Source organism: Streptomyces sp. NPDC030991 (genome assembly GCF_055571235.1).
Map to the genome: position 1 here is coordinate 391,940 of NZ_JBVIFR010000003.1, position 16,056 is coordinate 407,995.

General features: G+C 71.3%; 13 protein-coding genes and 2 tRNA genes. 5 read left to right on the forward strand and 10 right to left on the reverse strand.

Going from position 1 to position 16,056, the window contains the following annotated elements:
* Window positions 1-63 precede the first annotated feature (63 nt).
* From ACZ45E_RS07915 to ACZ45E_RS07925, 3 genes are all read right to left on the reverse strand, one after another.
* Complete coding sequence (locus ACZ45E_RS07915) at window positions 64-669, reverse strand: ATP-dependent Clp protease proteolytic subunit (protein ID WP_356493195.1); 606 nt, start codon at window positions 667-669, stop codon at window positions 64-66.
* Window positions 670-933: 264 nt separating this feature from the next.
* Window positions 934-2,331 carry a trigger factor gene (gene tig / locus ACZ45E_RS07920; RefSeq protein ID WP_468217898.1) on the reverse strand — a complete coding sequence of 466 codons (1,398 nt, stop codon included), beginning with the start codon at window positions 2,329-2,331 and terminating at the stop codon, window positions 934-936.
* Window positions 2,332-2,505: 174 nt separating this feature from the next.
* Window positions 2,506-2,582: transfer RNA gene (locus ACZ45E_RS07925), tRNA-Pro, on the reverse strand.
* A 156-nt stretch (window positions 2,583-2,738) separates the two neighbouring features.
* Between ACZ45E_RS07925 and ACZ45E_RS07930 the strand changes: the two genes are divergently transcribed.
* Window positions 2,739-2,809, forward strand: a tRNA-Gly gene (locus ACZ45E_RS07930).
* An 86-nt stretch (window positions 2,810-2,895) separates the two neighbouring features.
* Here the strand turns inward: ACZ45E_RS07930 and ACZ45E_RS07935 are convergent.
* Window positions 2,896-3,090 (reverse strand): hypothetical protein, encoded by a 195-nt coding sequence (locus ACZ45E_RS07935; protein ID WP_468218268.1) that lies wholly within the window; start codon window positions 3,088-3,090, stop codon window positions 2,896-2,898.
* Between the two features lie 668 nt (window positions 3,091-3,758).
* Between ACZ45E_RS07935 and ACZ45E_RS07940 the strand changes: the two genes are divergently transcribed.
* On the forward strand, window positions 3,759-4,937 hold the full coding sequence (locus ACZ45E_RS07940) for an acyltransferase family protein (RefSeq protein ID WP_468217900.1): 1,179 nt from the start codon (window positions 3,759-3,761) through the stop codon (window positions 4,935-4,937).
* 23 nt (window positions 4,938-4,960) lie between these two features.
* Here the strand turns inward: ACZ45E_RS07940 and ACZ45E_RS07945 are convergent, their stop codons facing one another.
* The 3 genes from ACZ45E_RS07945 to ACZ45E_RS07955 all read right to left on the reverse strand — a co-directional run bounded on the left by ACZ45E_RS07945 (window position 4,961) and on the right by ACZ45E_RS07955 (window position 8,873).
* Window positions 4,961-5,416 carry an HD domain-containing protein gene (locus ACZ45E_RS07945; protein WP_468217902.1) on the reverse strand — a complete coding sequence of 152 codons (456 nt, stop codon included), beginning with the start codon at window positions 5,414-5,416 and terminating at the stop codon, window positions 4,961-4,963.
* A gap of 209 nt (window positions 5,417-5,625) precedes the next feature.
* Window positions 5,626-8,070 (reverse strand): ABC transporter permease, encoded by a 2,445-nt coding sequence (locus tag ACZ45E_RS07950; protein ID WP_468217904.1) that lies wholly within the window; start codon window positions 8,068-8,070, stop codon window positions 5,626-5,628.
* Entirely contained in the window at window positions 8,070-8,873 is an 804-nt protein-coding gene (locus tag ACZ45E_RS07955) for an ABC transporter ATP-binding protein (protein WP_468217907.1), read from the reverse strand. Before ACZ45E_RS07955 ends, ACZ45E_RS07950 begins: the two co-directional genes overlap by 1 nt.
* A gap of 291 nt (window positions 8,874-9,164) precedes the next feature.
* Between ACZ45E_RS07955 and ACZ45E_RS07960 the strand changes: the two genes are divergently transcribed.
* A complete protein-coding gene (locus ACZ45E_RS07960; RefSeq protein ID WP_468217910.1) occupies window positions 9,165-10,343 on the forward strand; it encodes a cation:proton antiporter in 1,179 nt (392 codons plus the stop codon).
* Between the two features lie 111 nt (window positions 10,344-10,454).
* On the opposite strand, the gene ACZ45E_RS07965 is transcribed toward ACZ45E_RS07960, so the two are convergent.
* The gene (locus ACZ45E_RS07965; RefSeq protein ID WP_468217912.1) at window positions 10,455-11,627 is read right to left on the reverse strand and encodes a PP2C family protein-serine/threonine phosphatase; all 1,173 of its coding nucleotides are present in this window, start codon (window positions 11,625-11,627) and stop codon (window positions 10,455-10,457) included.
* 141 nt (window positions 11,628-11,768) lie between these two features.
* Between ACZ45E_RS07965 and ACZ45E_RS07970 the strand changes: the two genes are divergently transcribed.
* Entirely contained in the window at window positions 11,769-12,998 is a 1,230-nt protein-coding gene (locus ACZ45E_RS07970) for a GNAT family N-acetyltransferase (protein WP_468217914.1), read from the forward strand.
* Between the two features lie 16 nt (window positions 12,999-13,014).
* Here ACZ45E_RS07970 and ACZ45E_RS07975 read toward each other — a convergent pair whose 3' ends face one another.
* Window positions 13,015-13,854 (reverse strand): Fpg/Nei family DNA glycosylase, encoded by an 840-nt coding sequence (locus tag ACZ45E_RS07975; protein WP_468217916.1) that lies wholly within the window; start codon window positions 13,852-13,854, stop codon window positions 13,015-13,017.
* Window positions 13,855-13,952: 98 nt separating this feature from the next.
* On the reverse strand, window positions 13,953-14,441 hold the full coding sequence (locus ACZ45E_RS07980; RefSeq protein WP_468217919.1) for a ribose-5-phosphate isomerase: 489 nt from the start codon (window positions 14,439-14,441) through the stop codon (window positions 13,953-13,955).
* A 186-nt stretch (window positions 14,442-14,627) separates the two neighbouring features.
* Here ACZ45E_RS07980 and ACZ45E_RS07985 point away from each other — a divergent pair, with 186 nt between their 5' ends.
* Entirely contained in the window at window positions 14,628-16,055 is a 1,428-nt protein-coding gene (locus ACZ45E_RS07985) for an amino acid permease (protein WP_468217922.1), read from the forward strand.
* Window position 16,056 lies beyond the last annotated feature (1 nt).

A 16,056-nucleotide genomic window follows, 5' to 3' on the forward strand; every position in this document is an offset into this window, starting at 1 on the left:
CGTGTTCCGTCCTGGTGAGGGAGGCAGAGGGCTTGGGGCCGGTGCTGAGTCGGTGTGAACCGATCAGGCGCCGGTGCCGCCGCCGCCCGGAACACCCGTAGCGGCAGAAATGATCTCGTCGATGAGGCCGTACTCCTTGGCCTCCTCGGCCGTGTACCAGCGGTCGCGGTCACCGTCGCGGATGATCGTCTCGATGGTCTGGCCGGAGTGCTCGGCCGTGATCCTCGCCATGCGGTGCTTCGTACGCAGCAGGTACTCGGCCTGGATCTTGACGTCGGAGGCCGTGCCGCCGATGCCGGCGGAGCCCTGGTGCATCAGGATGTCGGTGTTCGGGAGCGCGAAGCGCTTGCCCGCCGTGCCGCCGGTGAGCAGGAACTGGCCCATCGAGGCCGCCATGCCCATGCCGATGGTGATGACGTCGTTCGGGATGTACTGCATGGTGTCGTAGATCGCCATGCCGGCCGTCACCGAGCCACCGGGGCTGTTGATGTAGAGGTAGATGTCCTTGTCCGGGTCGGCGGCAAGGAGCAGCATCTGCGCGGTGATCTTGTTGGCGATGTCGTCGTCGACCTGCTGGCCGAGGAAGATGATCCGCTCGCCGAGCAGCCGGTTGTAGACATGGTCGCCGAGGCCACCACCGATGGACGGCTCGCCGGCGGCGGAAGGCATCAGATTCGTCACGTATCCACCTGCTCGTCTCTGACGGCCTCGTGCCGTCTCGCGTCTCTTACTGAGGCCGGGGCCCTCGCTAGGGGACTCCCCTGCCCTCGTATTCATGGACCCTAACGCGCGGCCCCCTCCGGGGAATCCCGCAGAAGGAACTGTTCGCTGTGAGCGCAGGTTGGCGGCCGCTCGGGCCCCCTGCGCGCCAGGGCGCGACAGGCCCCCGGGAGCGCGTCCCGGGGGCCTGTCGTGTGCGACTGCGGTGAGGCTCTAGGCCTCGGTCTTCTCCTCGTCACCGGAGGTCTCGGCGGAGTCCTCCGTGGACGTCTCGGCGGCGGCCTCGGTGGCCTCCTCCTCGTCGTCCTCGAGGTCGACGACCTCGCCGTTGGTGTCCTTGACGGTGGCGGCCTCGACGACCACGGCAAGGGCCTTGCCGCGGGCGACCTCGCCGACCAGCATCGGGACCTGGCCGCCTTCGACGACCGCCTGGGCGAACTGGTCGGGGGACATGTTCGAGGAAGCGGCGCGACGCATGAGGTGCTCGGTGAGCTCCTCCTGGTTCACGTTCAGCTTCTCCTTGTTGACGAGCTCGTCGAGGACGAACTGCGTCTTGATGCCCTTGACCGCCTGCTCGCGGGTCTCGGCGTCGAACTCCTCGACCGTCTTGCCCTGGATCTCGAGGTACTTCTCGATGTCCAGGCCCATCTGGCCGAGCTGGTGGTGCTCGAGGTTGTGCTTGCGGGTCTGGACCTCGTCCTCGAGCAGCTTCTCGGGGACGGGGACCTCGACCAGCTCCAGCAGCTTCTCCAGGACGCGCTCCTGGGCCTGCGTGGCCTGGTCGTACTGCTTCATGTTCTCGAGGCGCTTGCGGCTGTCGGCCTTGAGCTCGTCGAGGGTGTCGAACTCGGAGGCGAGCTGGGCGAACTCGTCGTCCAGGGCCGGGAGTTCGCGGGCGGCGACCTGGGTGACCTTGACGGTGACCTCGGCCTCCTTGCCCTCGGCGGAGCCGCCCTTGAGCTCGGAGGTGAAGGTGGCCTCGGCCCCGGCCTCCAGGCCCTTGACGGCCTCGTCGATGCCTTCGAGGAGCTCGCCGGAACCGATGGTGTAGGAGACGCCGGACGCGACGCCGTCCTCGAGGACCTCGCCCTCGACCTTGGCCTCCAGGTCGATCGTTACGACGTCGCCGTCCTCGGCGGCGCGCTCGACCGGGGAGGTCGAGGCGAAGCGCTCCTGGAGCTGCTCCACGGACTTCTCGACGTCCTCGTCGGTGACCTCGACGGCGTCCACCTCGACCTCGATGCCGGAGTAGTCCGGGATCTCGATGGCCGGGCGGATGTCGACCTCGGCGGTGAAGTTCAGCGTCTCGCCGTCCTTCAGCTCCGTGATGTCGACCTCGGGCTGGCCCAGGACGTTGAGCTCCGCCTCGTTGACCGCGTCGGTGTAGAACTTCGGGAGGGCGTCGTTGACAGCCTCCTCCAGAACCGCTCCGCGGCCGAACCGCTGGTCGATGATGCGGGCCGGGATCTTGCCCTTGCGGAAGCCCTTCACCGTGACCTGCTGGTTGATCTTCTTGTACGCCGCGTCGAGGCTGTCCTTGAGCTCCTCGAAGGGCACCTCAATGCTGAGCCGAACCCGGGTCGGGTTCAGGGTCTCGACGGCGCTCTTCACGGTTCGGTCTCCTTGGGGGCTGACTTTAGGGATCGTGCCCGGCTTGAGAGACACACGGGCATGCAGCTTGCATAGTAACGGCACGCCGGAGCACACCCACAATGCGATCTTGTGGTTCTGTCCGGCGAGGACGCCCGTGGAAGGACCGCGGTCGTCGTGTCGCCGCGGCAACGCTGGTCGGGGTGGCGGGATTTGAACCCACGGCCTTCCGCTCCCAAAGCGGACGCGCTACCAAGCTGCGCCACACCCCGTCGGTGCGACACGTAGGGTACATGCCCGCAGGCGGCGCGGCTCCCGCATCGAGGGGCGCGCGGCAGGGCGTATCGCGGGGCGGGGTGTGCGGGCGGGGCCCGGAACCCGCTACGATGCCTTTCGTGCCGCGGTCGATGACGTGCGGCGCGCGCTGTGCGGGCGTAGCTCAATGGTAGAGCCCTAGTCTTCCAAACTAGCTACGCGGGTTCGATTCCCGTCGCCCGCTCTCCACGAGGCCCCCGGCCGGATCCCCACGCGGGACCGGGCCGGGGGCTTTTTCGTGTCCCCGGCCGGTGGCCCGCTCGAAGGTGCTCAGAATTTGATCGCGCTGATGCTGTCCGCGACCGAGTTGAGGAAGTTGTTGATCGCAGGGGCCATTCCGGTCGAGGCCAGGAAGAAGCCGAAGAGCACCGCCACCACAGCGGGCCCCGCCTTGATCGAGCCGCCTCGCACCAGCACCACGAGGACGATCGCCAACAACAGCACCACTGATAGCGAAATGGCCACACTGATCACACCCTAGGTCGGTCCGCTCTCCCGGCCCGGGGGGCACAGCCCCGCACACCCCCCGCCAGAACCATCGTGCCACCAACGGGGCCTCCATATGCGGCCGGTGACGCATCGTCGGCCACGCGCGCGTGGGGGCGCGGGAGCCGAGCGCCCTTGGGGCGCATGATCAGCGCCCGCCGACGGGGCCGCCGGAGGGCGTCAGGGGCCGCGGAATTCGGCTTGATCGTTTCCCTCGGCGCACATGCGGCCCACACATGCCTGTCGCATGCCACTACCGGTTTTCCCGCATTTCCTCCTCCGCGCGCACACAGGAAATAGGAGGGGTGTCGCGGCTGAAATTACGCCTTGTTGTCGGACTTCCATTCCGCAGTGACGATTGACCATCAAACGGACAATCAGCCGGTGTCGTCCGGGGGCGTTATGCGGTATTTAAGAGGGATTAACTGTTCGATAACGGACAGATCGGCAATCCCGCGTCGTTGCCCGACGTGACGAGGACTTCTTTGAATCCTGGGTATGCGGGGACGATAAGGAGGATTCGCGTTGAGGGTTTTACGAAATCGTTCGGGCGCCACTAGGGTGCCTCAGATGTTCCACACTGCCATGATCCCCGCCGGCGCAGTGCGGTCCCGGATCGTCTCCCCGAGCTCCTGGTGGGAGGGCCTGTGACCAACCCGCTGTCCGCGCACGGCTCGTATCGCGCCCCGCTCCCCGCCGCCTCGGTCGCGTCCCCCGCCACCGCACCCGCCCCCACCCGCACCGCCGCGCCTCCCGCCCCGGCGCACGCCCCCGCTCCGGCCCCCGCGGCCAAGCCCAGGCAGCGGGACGCGTTCTTCGACAACGCCAAGTACCTGGCCATCGTCTTCGTCGCGATGGGCCACTGCTGGGAACCCCTGACGGACGGCAGCCGTACGGCCGAAGCGCTGTACATGATCGTGTACACGTTCCACATGCCGGCGTTCATCATCATTTCCGGCTACTTCTCCCGCAGCTTCGACATGCGGCCGGACCGGCTCAGGCGCCTGATCACCGGCGTCGCCGTGCCGTACCTCCTCTTCGAGACCGCGTACACGCTCTTCAAGCGGACCGCGGGGGACGACCCCGACCACCCGTTCAGCCTGCTCGACCCCTGGTTTTTGACCTGGTTCCTGGTCGCGCTGTTCGTGTGGCGGCTGACCACTCCGCTGTGGAAGGTCGTCCGCTGGCCGGTCCCGGTCGCGCTGGCCATCGCCGTGCTCGCGTCGCTCTCCCCCGACATCGGTGACGACCTGGACCTCCAGCGCGTGCTCCAGTTCCTGCCCTTCTTCGTGCTCGGCCTGTTCATGAAGCCCGAGCACTTCCAGCTGGTGCGGCGGCGCGAGGTGCGGATCCTGTCCGTGCCGATCGCGGCGTGCGCGCTGGTGCTGGCGTACTGGGCCGCTCCCCGGATGACGTCCGCGTGGTTCTACCACCGCGACAGCGCGCAGGAGCTCGGCGCGCCCTGGTGGGCCGGGGTCGTCATGACGCTCGCCCTGTTCGGCTGCTCCCTGGTGCTCACCGCGTGCTTCTTCGCGTGGGTGCCGCGGCGCAGAATGTGGTTCACCGTGCTCGGTGCCGGGACCCTGTACGGGTATCTGCTGCACGGGTTCCTGGCGAAGGGCTCCCGGTTCTGGGGCTGGTTCGACGCGGACTGGGTGCACGAGCCGTACGGGCAGATCGTCGTCACGCTCGTCGCCGCGGCCGTCGTGACCCTGCTGTGCACGCCACCCGTGCAGCGGGTCTTCCGGTTCGCGATGGAGCCGAAGATGGAGTGGGCCTTCAAGAAGGACGCGGCGCGGCTGGCCCGGGCACGCAACCAGGCATAGGGGTTCCTCCGCGAGCGCGGCCGCTACCTGCCGGCCTGGCCGGCCGGCAGGCCCAGAAGGGTGCGCATCGTCGCGTACTTCCGGGTCAGGCGGGCCCGCGTCGGTTCGTCGAGGACCGCCAGGCGGGCCGGGTCCGCGTTGTGGGCCAGGTCCGCCTCCTTGACCAGACGGGCGCCGGGCGTCGCCAGGATGCGGTCCGCGTACGCCCGCGGGGGCTCGCCCGGCTCTTTCGTCAGGGCGCGGACGACGGCCTTGGTCTGTTCCGGCAGGGCGGCCGAGGCCAGCCAGTCCGGGGTGAGGGCGTCGTCCTCGATGGCGTCGTGCAACCACGCCGCCGCCACCTGCTCGTCGGTGCCGCCCCGCGCCCGCACCCCTGCGGCCACGGCGGCGAGGTGCTCCGTATAGGGGCGGCCGGCCTTGTCCCGCTGCCCGGCGTGCGCGCGGCGGGCCAGGGCCTCGATCTCGTCCAGGGTCATCATGGGCCGAGACTAGAGCCTGTCTTCACATTCCCGTCGTCGCCCGAAGGGCGGCCCCGCGGCGTCTGGTCCGTGCTCTGGGGGTCCCCCCGGCCGGAGGCTGGGGGAGTGCCGGGTGCAAGGCCTCGTACTGGACGTACCTGGCCTTGTGCCCGGTGCGGCGAGAGGGCGTGCCAGGCGTCGCGGGGCAGACGGGAATGTGAAGACAGGCTCTAGAGTCCGCGCCGCAGTGCCAGGCGTGCGGGCAGGGCCGTCGAGGCCAGGCCCAGGAGGAGGGCCGCGCCCGCGAACGAGCCGTACAGCAGCGGGGGGACGTACGGGTTCTCGCCGGTGAGGCCGTTCATCATCGGGATCAGCGTCGCCAGGGCGATGCCCGTGCCGAGGACGATGCCGGCGCCCGCGACCAGCAGCGCCTCCCAGCGGATCATGCGGAGCACCTGGCGGCGGGTGGAGCCGATCAGGCGGAGCGTGCCGAGTTCGCGGCGGCGGTCGAGGACCGTCATGACCAGGGTGTTGACGGCGGCGACCGCCGCGAAGACGCCGAGGACCGCGGCCATGGTGGTGTTGGCCCAGGCGTTGAGTTCGCGGTCCAGGGACTGGGCGGTGGTGTAGTCGGCGCGGGCGAGGGGGGTCCCGAACGCGGCGAGGGCGCGGGCCGTGCCGCCCTTCGTCCACAGCTCGGTGTCGTACGGGTCCGTGACGTGGCCCGTCAGCGCCGCGCGGGCCAGGGTGACCTGGGAGAGGCCGAGGCCGCGTCCGTACGTGGCCGAGACCGTCGGGGACGTCTTCGTCCCGTCGGGGAGGCGGAGGGTGACGCGGTCGCCGACATGGACGTGGGCCGAGCGGGCGAGGGACGCGTCCAGGGCCACCTTGTCCGGTGCGGTGAGGTCGAGGGCGCCCCGGGTGACCTTGAGGTCCTGGACGCGGGCGAGGTCCCGCGCGGTGCCGGTGACGGCCTGCGCCGACGCCGATTGCAGCCAGCGGTCGCCGCCGGAGCCCGCCGGGACGAGGACCGAGGTCTTCAGGAGGCCCACGGCGGACGCGACGCCGGGGGTCTTCGCCGCCCGGGCGGCCGTGCCGGGGGCCAGGCCCGCGTCGGAGGTGACGATGTGGTCGGCCGTGATGCCCGCCCGCTGCTGGTCCGCCGCGACGTGGTCCTCGCTCGTGTGCATGAAGACCAGCACCGAGGAGAAGGCCATCGCGAGGACGATCGGGGTGATCGCTGAGGCGAGGCGGCGGGCGTTGGTGCGGGAGTTGGCGGCGGCGAGCGAGGCGGAGGCGCCCGCGCCGCGCAGCGGGAGGCCGAAGAGCGCGGCGCACAGCCGGGCCACGAGCGGGCCGAGCAGCGCCACCGCGAGCATGAAGCACATGACCACGCCGAGCGCCGCGTTGGCCGCGTCGTCGCCGCTGAGGGAGGCGGCGAGGGCCGCGAGGAAGATGCCGCCGACCGCGGCCGCGATGCCGAGCGGCGTCCGGATCCAGCCGGGGCGCAGCCGCTCGATAGACGCCTCGGCGAGGGCCTGTCCTGGCTTGATGCGGGAGGGGCGGCGGGCCGCCATGTACCCGGCGAGGAGGCCGGTGAGGACGGCCGTGCCGACGGCGGCGAGCAGCGGCACGTAGGAGATCGAGAGGGTGACGGCGTCGGGGACCGCGCCCTTGGCCTTGAGCTGTCCGAACCACCAGCGGGCCAGGGCGGTGCCGGGCAGGCAGCCGAGGGCGCCGGCGAGCGGGGCGACCAGGAGGGTCTCGGTGGCGATGGTGCGGCGGATCTGGCGCGGGGTGGTGCCGATGGCCCGCAACAGGGCGTATTCGCGGGCGCGTTGGCCCACGGAGAGGGCGACCGTGCCGGCCGCGGTGAACACGGCGACCGCGGTGGCGATGCCGCCGAAGGAGCCGCCGAGGGCGGTCAGGGTCTCCTTGGCGTAGGCGAGCGTGCCGCTCTCGGCGGCGCCGCGGTCGTCGCCGGTGTGCACCTGTGCCGCGGGCGTACCCGAAACGGCGTGCTCCACCTGGGTTTTGAGGGTGGCCGCGGTGACGCCGTCCCTGGGGAGCACGGCGATCGCGTCGACGCGGCCCGGGTGGCCGGAGGCGCCGAGGGCCTCGGAGTCGGCGAGCCATACGCCGGGGGTTTCGGTGGTGCCGGAGACGCGGTACGTGTGCGGCCCCTGTGGCGTGGTGAGGGTGGCGTGGTCGCCGACCCGGGCGCCGGCCATGACGATCTCACCGGCGCCCGGGGCGCGGCCCGCCGTCAGCCGCTCGCCGGTGAAGGCGGTGGAGCCCCAGTTGTGGGCGGTGACGGAGGCGCCCTCGTGCTGTGCGGGGAAGGACACGTCGGCGACGGCGGTCCGCGCCCCGGGCGCCGAGGCCGCCGCGGCGACGACGGAGTCGGGGAGGCGGGCGTGGTCGGGGAGCGGGACCGCCTCGTCCACGCGGTCCTCGCCGGAACCGGTGACGAAGTGCGCGCGCTGGTCGGCGGCGACGACGACGGGCGCGTGCGCGTACCGCTCGGCCGGGACCGAGGCGCGCAGGCCCGTCTCCAGGAGGATGCCGCAGGCCGTGACGATCAGGGCGGACATCATCAGGGCGACGAACGTGCCGATGAAGGCCGCGGGCTTGAAGCGCAGGGCGGAGCGGGCCAGTCCGTTGGGCCGGAACATCAGGCGGCCGCTCCCATCGGTGCGGGCGCGGTCAGGGTGCGCATGCGGGCGGCGATGCGGTCGGCGCCGGCGCCCTCGATGTGGTCGGCGATCGCGCCGTCCGCGAGGAACAGGACCTGGTCCGCGTAGGCGGCGGCCGCCGGGTCGTGCGTGACCATGACGACGGTGGCGCCCGCCCGGTCGACGGCGGAGCGCAGCAGTCCCAGGATCTCCGCCGCGGTGGTGGTGTCCAGGGCGCCGGTCGGCTCGTCGGCGAAGATCACGTCGGGGTCGGTGACCAGGGCGCGGGCGATGGCGACGCGCTGCTGCTGGCCGCCGGAGAGCTCGCCGGGGCGGCGCCGTCCCTTGTCGGCGAGGCCGACCCGGGCGAGGACGTCGGCGGCGCGGCGCCGGTCGGGGCGCCGGCCGGCCAGCCGCATCGGGAGCAGCACGTTCTGCTCGACGGTGAGTGAGGGCAGCAGGTTGAAGGCCTGGAAGACGAAGCCGAGGCGGGTGCGGCGCAGGGCCGTGAGCTTGTTCTCGCTCATGCCGGTGATCGTCGTGCCGCCCAGGGCGACCGTGCCCTCGGTGGGGCGGTCCAGGCCCGCCGCGCACTGCAGGAACGTGGACTTGCCGGAGCCGGAGGGGCCCATCACGGCGGTGAACGTGCCGCTGGGCAGGGCGAGTTCGATGCCGCGCAGGGCGTGCACGGTGGAGCTGCCGCGGCCGTAGCTGCGCCGTACTCCGCGCAGTTCGACGGCCCGGCCCGCGAGGGGCGCGGGGGCGCCCGTCCGCTCGTGCTGCCGCTTCTTGCGCAGGCCCATGGGTCCGCCCTTCGTACGTCGCCGGCCGTGCCGCCGGTGTGGTCGGTGGTGCTCGATGGTTCGAACGTACGGATACGGGGGCCGCGTGGACCATGAGGGCGGCTGGCGGATCGGGGGTGGGGAGAACCCCCGCCCGTGCTCACCAGAGGCCCCTCAACACTCCTTTGGTAAGCTAACTATTGACGCTTTCTTGACTCTCCCTTTGCCAACAGTGCTGGCGGAGGTGCTCCCCGCACCACCCCCGAACCAAGGAGGAACGGGCCCATCGGACACGCAGACACCCTGATCGCCATGGGCGGTGCCTTTCTCGCCGCCGCCGTCCTCGCCCGCCTCGGCGGGCGCATCGGACTCCCCACCATCCCGCTGTTCATCCTGGCCGGGATCCTGCTCGGCCCGCACACCCCGGGCGTCGTGCTCCTCTCCGACCCGCACGACCTGGAGATGCTCTCCGCGCTCGGCCTGGTGCTGCTGCTCTTCTACCTCGGCCTCGAATTCCACCTGGACGACCTCAAGGCGGGCGGCCGCAGGATGGCCGTCGCGGGAGCGACCTACCTCGCGCTGAACGTCGGCGCCGGCCTCGGTTTCGGATTCGCCCTCGGCTGGGGCACCTCCGAGGCCCTGGTCCTCGCCGGAGTGCTCGGCATCTCCTCTTCCGCCATCGTCACCAAGGTCCTCGTCGACACCGGGCGGCTCGGCAACCCCGAGACCAAGCCGATCCTCGGCATCATCGTGGTCGAGGACGTCTTCCTGGCCCTGTATCTGGCCGCGCTGCAACCGATCCTGTCCGGCGCCGACTCGCTCGCCGCCGCGGTCCTCGACGGCGGCAAGGCCTTCGGGTTCCTGCTGCTGCTCGCGCTGGTCGCCCGCTTCGGTACGCGGGTCGTCGGCAAGCTGTTCGACACCAAGGACGACGAGCTCCTCGTCATCTCCTTCCTCGGCGCGGCCGTCTTCGTGGCGGGCGTCTCGGAGTGGTTCGGGGTCGCGGACGCCATCGGCGCGTTCATGGTCGGTCTGATGCTGGGCTCCACCGCCTCCGGTGAGCGCATCCTCAAGCTGGTGCACCCGCTGCGCGACGCCTTCGGCGCCATCTTCTTCTTCGCGTTCGGGCTCTCGATCGACCCCGGGGATCTGCCGAGCGTGGTCTGGCCCGTGCTGGCCGCCGTCGCGGTGACGCTGGTGATGAACGTGCTGGCGGGGCTCGGTGCGGCCCGGGTGTACGGGTTCGGGCCCGGGCCCGCCGCGAACATCTCCACGACGCTGCTGGCGCGGGGCGAGTTCGCGTTGATCCTGGCCACGATGGCCGCGGGGGCCGGGTTGGACGAGCGGCTCTCGCCGTTCATCGCGGGGTACGTGCTGGTGCTGGCGGTGCTCGGGCCGCTGGCTGCGGGGCGCTCCGCCTGGCTGAGCCGGGTGCTGCCCGGGGGGCGGGACGCTCCGCGGGAGGCCGAGCGATTGCGGGCCGGGGTGTGACGGACTCTCACCGGCGACCGCAGCACCGCTGCCGGGTGCGGGTCGGCGGGGCTTCTCGCGCCGTTCCCCGCGCCCCTGGAGCACGCGGCTTCGCCGCGGCCCCCGGCCGAACTACTGGTCGCGGCAGATCAGCAGGAGCGCCCGGTCGTCGTTGACGTCCTTGGCGACCGCCTCGATGAGGTGCCAGGCCGCGCCGTGGAAGCCGCCGGAGACGTAGCGGTCGGCCTCGCCGGTGAGGCGGTCGATGCCCTCGGCGATGTCCCGCTCGGAGGTCTCCACGAGGCCGTCGGTGAAGAGCATCAGCACGTCGCCGTGGCGCAGCGTCCCCTTCGTCGCGTCGAACTCGGCGCCGTCGTAGACGCCGAGGAGCGGGCCCTCCGCGGCCTTCTCCTCCCAGCGGCCGGTGCCGGCGCTGAGCTGCATACCCGGCGGATGCCCCGCCGAGTACAACTCGTAGTCCCCGGACTCCAGGTCGAGGACGAGGTGGATGGAGGTCGCGAAGCCCTCGTCCCAGTCCTGGCGCAGCAGGTAGCCGTTGGCCGCCGGGAGGAACGCGTGCGGGGGCAGCGAGCCGAGCAGTCCGCTGAACGCCCCCGCCAGGAGCAGTGCCCGCGACGCCGCGTCCATGCCCTTGCCCGACACGTCGGTGAGGACGACCTCCAGGGTGCGGCCGTTGTTCGTGCGGGCCGCGACCACGAAGTCGCCGGAGAACGACTGGCCGCCGGCCGGGCGCAGCGCCATCTCGCGGTGCCAGCCCGGCGGCAGCTGCGGCAGCCGGCTCTGCGTACGGATCCGCTCGCGCAGGTCGAAGAGCATCGTGCCGCCGCGTCGCCACGGCACCCCGACCCGGCTGCGGAACTGCGCTATGAGCAGGCCGAAGAAGCCGCACGCCGCGACCGTGAGGACGGTGCCGGGGGTGACGCCGGCCGCGCGCTCCGAGTACGGGCCGAGCTGTACGGACTCCACGATCAGCGCCGCCGCGGCGGCCGCGTACAGGCCGAGCAGGCTGGCCGGGCGCAGCACCAGGCCGCCCGCGACGATCGGCAGGACGAGGACGGTGGGCGTGCACCAGACCGGGTCGAGGATTGTGAAGCAGGTGATCAGCGGCACCGTGAGGAGCAGCCCGCCGAGGGCGATCCAGTCCGAGCCGTCGCCCCGGAAGTAGTCGACCCCGGATTTGCGCACGGCGGTGCGGACCCGGTGTACGCGCTTCCTCATCCGGGCCGGGAACGTCTCTGCCGCCGCGCGCTGTTCGCGCGCCCGCCGCTCTCCTCGTACCGCCATTGCTCGTGGACCTTATCCATCGGGCCTGGATCTGTGCACGGGTGGTCCCACTTGTCCCCCTTTCCGGGCACACCCGGCCAGGGGACCGCCGGTCGGTTAATTCGCTCGCTCATGTCCCGGTTGCCCTGGTAGGGATGGGCTATGACGACCGACATACGCGTACTGCGCCGGGACGACTGGGAGCGCTGGTACGCGCGGCTCGAGCTGGCCTTCGGCGGGGTGCCCGAGGCGCCGCAGGAGCGGCAGTTGTGGGACGACCTGACGGAGCGCGACCGCTCGTTGGGGGTGTGGGACGGCGCGGAGTGCGTGGGCACGGCGGGCGCCTTCTCGTTCCGGGTCTCGGTGCCGGGCGGCGCCTTCGTGGACGCGGCCGGCGTCACGATGGTGAGCGTCGCCGCGACCCACCGCAGGCGCGGCATCCTCACGTCGATGATGCGCCGCCAGCTCGACGACGTACGGGCGTGGGGCGAGCCGCTGGCGGTGCTGACCGCGTCCGAGCCGGCGATCTACGGCCGGTTCGGGTACGGCATCGGCACCAGGCAGTCGCGGCTGGCCATCGACTCGTCGCGGGTCCGGATCGACGCTCCGGCCGGGACCGACGAGGTACGGCTGCGGTTCGCCGACCCGGCCGAGGCCGCCGAGCGGTGCGAGGCCCTGTATCTGCGCACGGTCGGCACCCGGCCGGGGATGCTCGCGCGGGGGCCAGGCTGGCAGCGGCTGCCGCTGCTCGACCCGCCGCAGGAGCGGGGCGGGGCGTCGCCGTTGCAGTGCGTCGTGGCGGAGCGGGACGGGGAGACGGCGGGCTTCACCCGGTTCCACATCAAGCCGGAGTCGGAGCGCGGGGTGCCGCACGGCCGCGTCCAGGTGCGGGAGGTCACCGCGCTCGAACCGGCCGCGTACGCCGCACTGTGGCGGTTCCTGTGCGCCATCGACCTGACATCGACGGTGGAGGCGCGCAACCGCCCCGTGGACGATCCGCTGTTCTCCCTGGTCTCCGACATCCGCCGGTGCGGGGTCCAGGTGCAGGACTCCCTGCACGTACGTCTGGTGGAGGTCGGCGCCGCCCTGGAAGCGCGTACGTATCTCACGCCCGTGGACGTCGTGCTGGAGGTCGAGGACGCCTTCTGCCCCTGGAACGCGGGGCGGTGGAGGCTCTCCGGCGACGCGAAGGGCGCGTCCTGCGAGCGCACCGCGGAGCGGGCCGATCTCGCCCTGTCCGTGCGGGAGTTGGGGGCCGCGTACCTCGGTGACGTGTCGCTCACCGAACTGGCGGGGGCGGGGCGGGTGCGGGAGCTGCGGCAGGGCGCGCTCGCGGAGGCGGCGGTGGCGTTCGGCTCACCGGTCGCCCCGTGGCTCCAGCACGGCTTCTAGTCTCCTGAGTCAGGGACTAGCGCCGGCCGCCGTCCGCGCGCGGAGGCTGGCAGGCGGGGCACCAGAAGAGGTTGCGGGCCGCCAGCTCCGCCGTGCGGACCGGTGTCCCGCACAGGTGGCAGGGGCGGGCCGCGCGGCGGTACACGTAGACCTCGCCGCCGTGGTCGTCGACGCGCGGCGGGCGGTTCATCGCCTCCGGGGTGTGCTCGGGGCGGACCGTGTCGATGCGGTTGAGGCGGACGCCCTCACGCATCAGCATCACCAGGTCGTCCCAGATCGCGGCGAATCGCTCCCGGGTGATGTCCTTGCCCGGGGTGTACGGGTCGATGCCGTGGCGGAAGAGGACCTCGGCCCGGTAGACGTTGCCGACGCCCGCGATGACCTTCTGGTCCAGCAGGAGCGCGGCGATCGACGTACGGCTGCGGGAGACGCGTTCGTACGCCCCGGCCGGGTCGTCGCCGGGCCGCAGCGGGTCCGGGCCGAGGCGGTCGTGTATCGCCCGCTTCTCGGCGTCGGTGATCAGGGCGCAGGTGGTGGGGCCGCGCAGGTCCGAGTGGAACGCCTCGTTCAGCAGGCGCAGGCGGACCGTGTCGGTCGGCGGCGGGGCCGGTGTCGCGCCGAGGGTGTACTTGCCGAAGAGGCCCAGATGGATGTGGACCCAGGCCGGGTCCCGCGGTGCGCCGAACCCCAGGAAGAGGTGTTTGCCGTGGGCCTCGGTGCGGGTCAGCTCCTGGCCGGTGAGGAGCGCCGCCGCGTCGGAGAACTTGCCCTGCGGGCTGCTGACCCGCACGGTCCGCCCCGCGAAGCGTTCGGCGTGGTCCTGGGCCAGGCGGTGGATGGTGTGGCCCTCGGGCACGGGTCCTCCTCTCGGGGCGGGCACAGCTGCGGCGCTTGTGGTGCGGGACACGGGGCTTTGGCCCCGGACCCCGCTCCGCAAGCGCCGGAGGGGCTGAACTAGGCCTGCTGCGGGTGGTGCGGCGGGATCTCGGGGAGCTCGCCGGTCTCCTCGTAGCGCGCCAGCATGTCGATGCGGCGCTGGTGGCGCTCCTCGCCGGAGTACGGGGTGCTCAGGAAGATCTCGACGAACTTCACCGCCTCCTCCTCCGTGTGCATGCGGCCGCCGATGGAGATCACGTTCGCGTTGTTGTGCTCGCGGCCGAGCGCCGCGGTCTGCTCGCTCCAGGCGAGGGCCGCACGGACGCCCTTGACCTTGTTCGCGGCGATCTGCTCACCGTTGCCGGAGCCGCCGATCACGATGCCGAGGGAGTCCGGGTCCGCCGCCGTCCTCTCCGCTGCGCGGAGGCAGAACGGGGGGTAGTCGTCCAGGGCGTCGTAGATGTGGGGCCCGCAGTCGACGGGCTCGTGGCCATGGGCCGTGAGCCATTCGACCAGGCGGTTCTTGAGTTCGTAGCCGGCATGATCCGAGCCGAGGTACACGCGCATGGGTCCGAGTGTGGCACGCCGGACGCCGGGTAGCCGCGACCGGGGGCGCCACCCCTGTCGTCCGGGAGCCGTCCGGACGTGAGGGCCGCGTAACGAAGACAACAATCCGGAGTCAGGTCTTCCGTCCCGCACACTTCTGCGCTTTGAATGCCAGGGCTCGTACCCCGAGAACCTAAGGATCCGTTCATGACCTCGCAGTCATCCCTTGCGACGGAAGACACTCCGCCCGGCGGTCCCGCAGGACCCGGCGGTGGTGGCGACGGCCTGAAGGCCGGTCTCAAGAACCGCCATCTGTCCATGATCGCCATTGGCGGTGTCATCGGCGCCGGCCTGTTCGTCGGCTCCGGCTCCGGCATCGCGGCGGCCGGACCGGCCATCCTGATCTCGTACGCGCTCGTGGGCGCGATGGTCGTGCTCGTGATGCGGATGCTCGGCGAGATGGCCGCCGCCCGGCCGACCTCCGGCTCCTTCTCCGCCTACGCCGATCAGGCGCTCGGGCGCTGGGCCGGATTCTCCATCGGCTGGCTGTACTGGTTCTTCTGGGTCGTGGTGCTCGCCGTGGAGGCGACCGCAGGGGCCAAGATCCTCAACGGCTGGGTGCCGGGCGTCCCGCAGTGGGGCTGGGCGCTGATCGTAATGATCGTGCTGACCGTGGTGAACCTGGCGGCCGTCGGTTCGTACGGCGAGTTCGAGTTCTGGTTCGCCGGGATCAAGGTCGTCGCCATCGGCGCGTTCGTCATCGTCGGCCTGCTCGCCGTCTTCGGGGTGCTGCCGGGCTCGGACAACCCGGGCAACGGGTTCGCGCACCTGACGGACTCCGGCGGGTTCTTCCCCAAGGGGCCCGGCGCGATCCTCACCGGTGTGCTGATGGTCGTCTTCTCCTTCATGGGCAGCGAGATCGTCACGCTCGCCGCCGGTGAGTCCGAGAACCCGCAGAAGGCCGTCACCCGCGCCACCAACTCGGTGATCTGGCGCATCGGCATCTTCTACCTCGGCTCGATCTTCGTCGTGCTGACCCTGCTGCCGTGGAACGACGACTCGATCGTGAAGGACGGCAGTTACGTCGCCGCGCTCAACTCGATCGGCATTCCGCACGCCGGGCAGGTCATGGACGTCATCGTGCTGACGGCCGTCCTGTCGTGCCTGAACTCCGGGCTCTACACCGCCTCCCGGATGGCCTTCTCGCTCGGGCAGCGCGGCGACGCGCCCAAGGCGTTCGCGAAGACCACCTCGCGGGGCGTGCCGCGCACCGCGATCCTCGGTTCCGTCGTGTTCGGCTTCCTCGCCGTCTGGTTCAACTACCAGTGGCCGGACACCGTCTTCAACTTCCTGCTCAACTCCTCCGGCGCCGTCGCGCTGTTCGTGTGGCTCGTCATCTGCTTCACGCAGCTGAAGATGCGCGGCATCATCCTGCGCGAGCAGCCGGAGAAGCTCGTCGTGAAGATGTGGCTCTTCCCGTACCTGACGTGGGCGACGATCGCGATGATCTCGTTCGTGCTCGTGTACATGCTGACGGACGACGCCGGGCGGGAGCAGGTGCTGCTCTCCTTGCTGGTGGCCGCGTTCGTGGTCGGGTTCTCGTTCGTACGGGAGCGGGTCCGGCGGTCCCGTTGAG

Coding starts and splice junctions, on each gene's coding strand:
- ACZ45E_RS07915 (WP_356493195.1), bottom strand. CDS start 669: ATGCCTTCCGCCGCCGGCGAGCCGTCCATCGGTGGTGGCCTCGGCGAC.
- ACZ45E_RS07945 (WP_468217902.1), bottom strand. CDS start 5,416: ATGATGACCCTGGACGAGATCGAGGCCCTGGCCCGCCGCGCGCACGCC.
- ACZ45E_RS07950 (WP_468217904.1), bottom strand. CDS start 8,070: ATGTTCCGGCCCAACGGACTGGCCCGCTCCGCCCTGCGCTTCAAGCCC.
- ACZ45E_RS07955 (WP_468217907.1), bottom strand. CDS start 8,873: ATGGGCCTGCGCAAGAAGCGGCAGCACGAGCGGACGGGCGCCCCCGCG.
- ACZ45E_RS07960 (WP_468217910.1), top strand. CDS start 9,165: ATGGGCGGTGCCTTTCTCGCCGCCGCCGTCCTCGCCCGCCTCGGCGGG.
- ACZ45E_RS07965 (WP_468217912.1), bottom strand. CDS start 11,627: ATGGCGGTACGAGGAGAGCGGCGGGCGCGCGAACAGCGCGCGGCGGCA.
- ACZ45E_RS07970 (WP_468217914.1), top strand. CDS start 11,769: ATGACGACCGACATACGCGTACTGCGCCGGGACGACTGGGAGCGCTGG.
- ACZ45E_RS07980 (WP_468217919.1), bottom strand. CDS start 14,441: ATGCGCGTGTACCTCGGCTCGGATCATGCCGGCTACGAACTCAAGAAC.
- ACZ45E_RS07985 (WP_468217922.1), top strand. CDS start 14,628: ATGACCTCGCAGTCATCCCTTGCGACGGAAGACACTCCGCCCGGCGGT.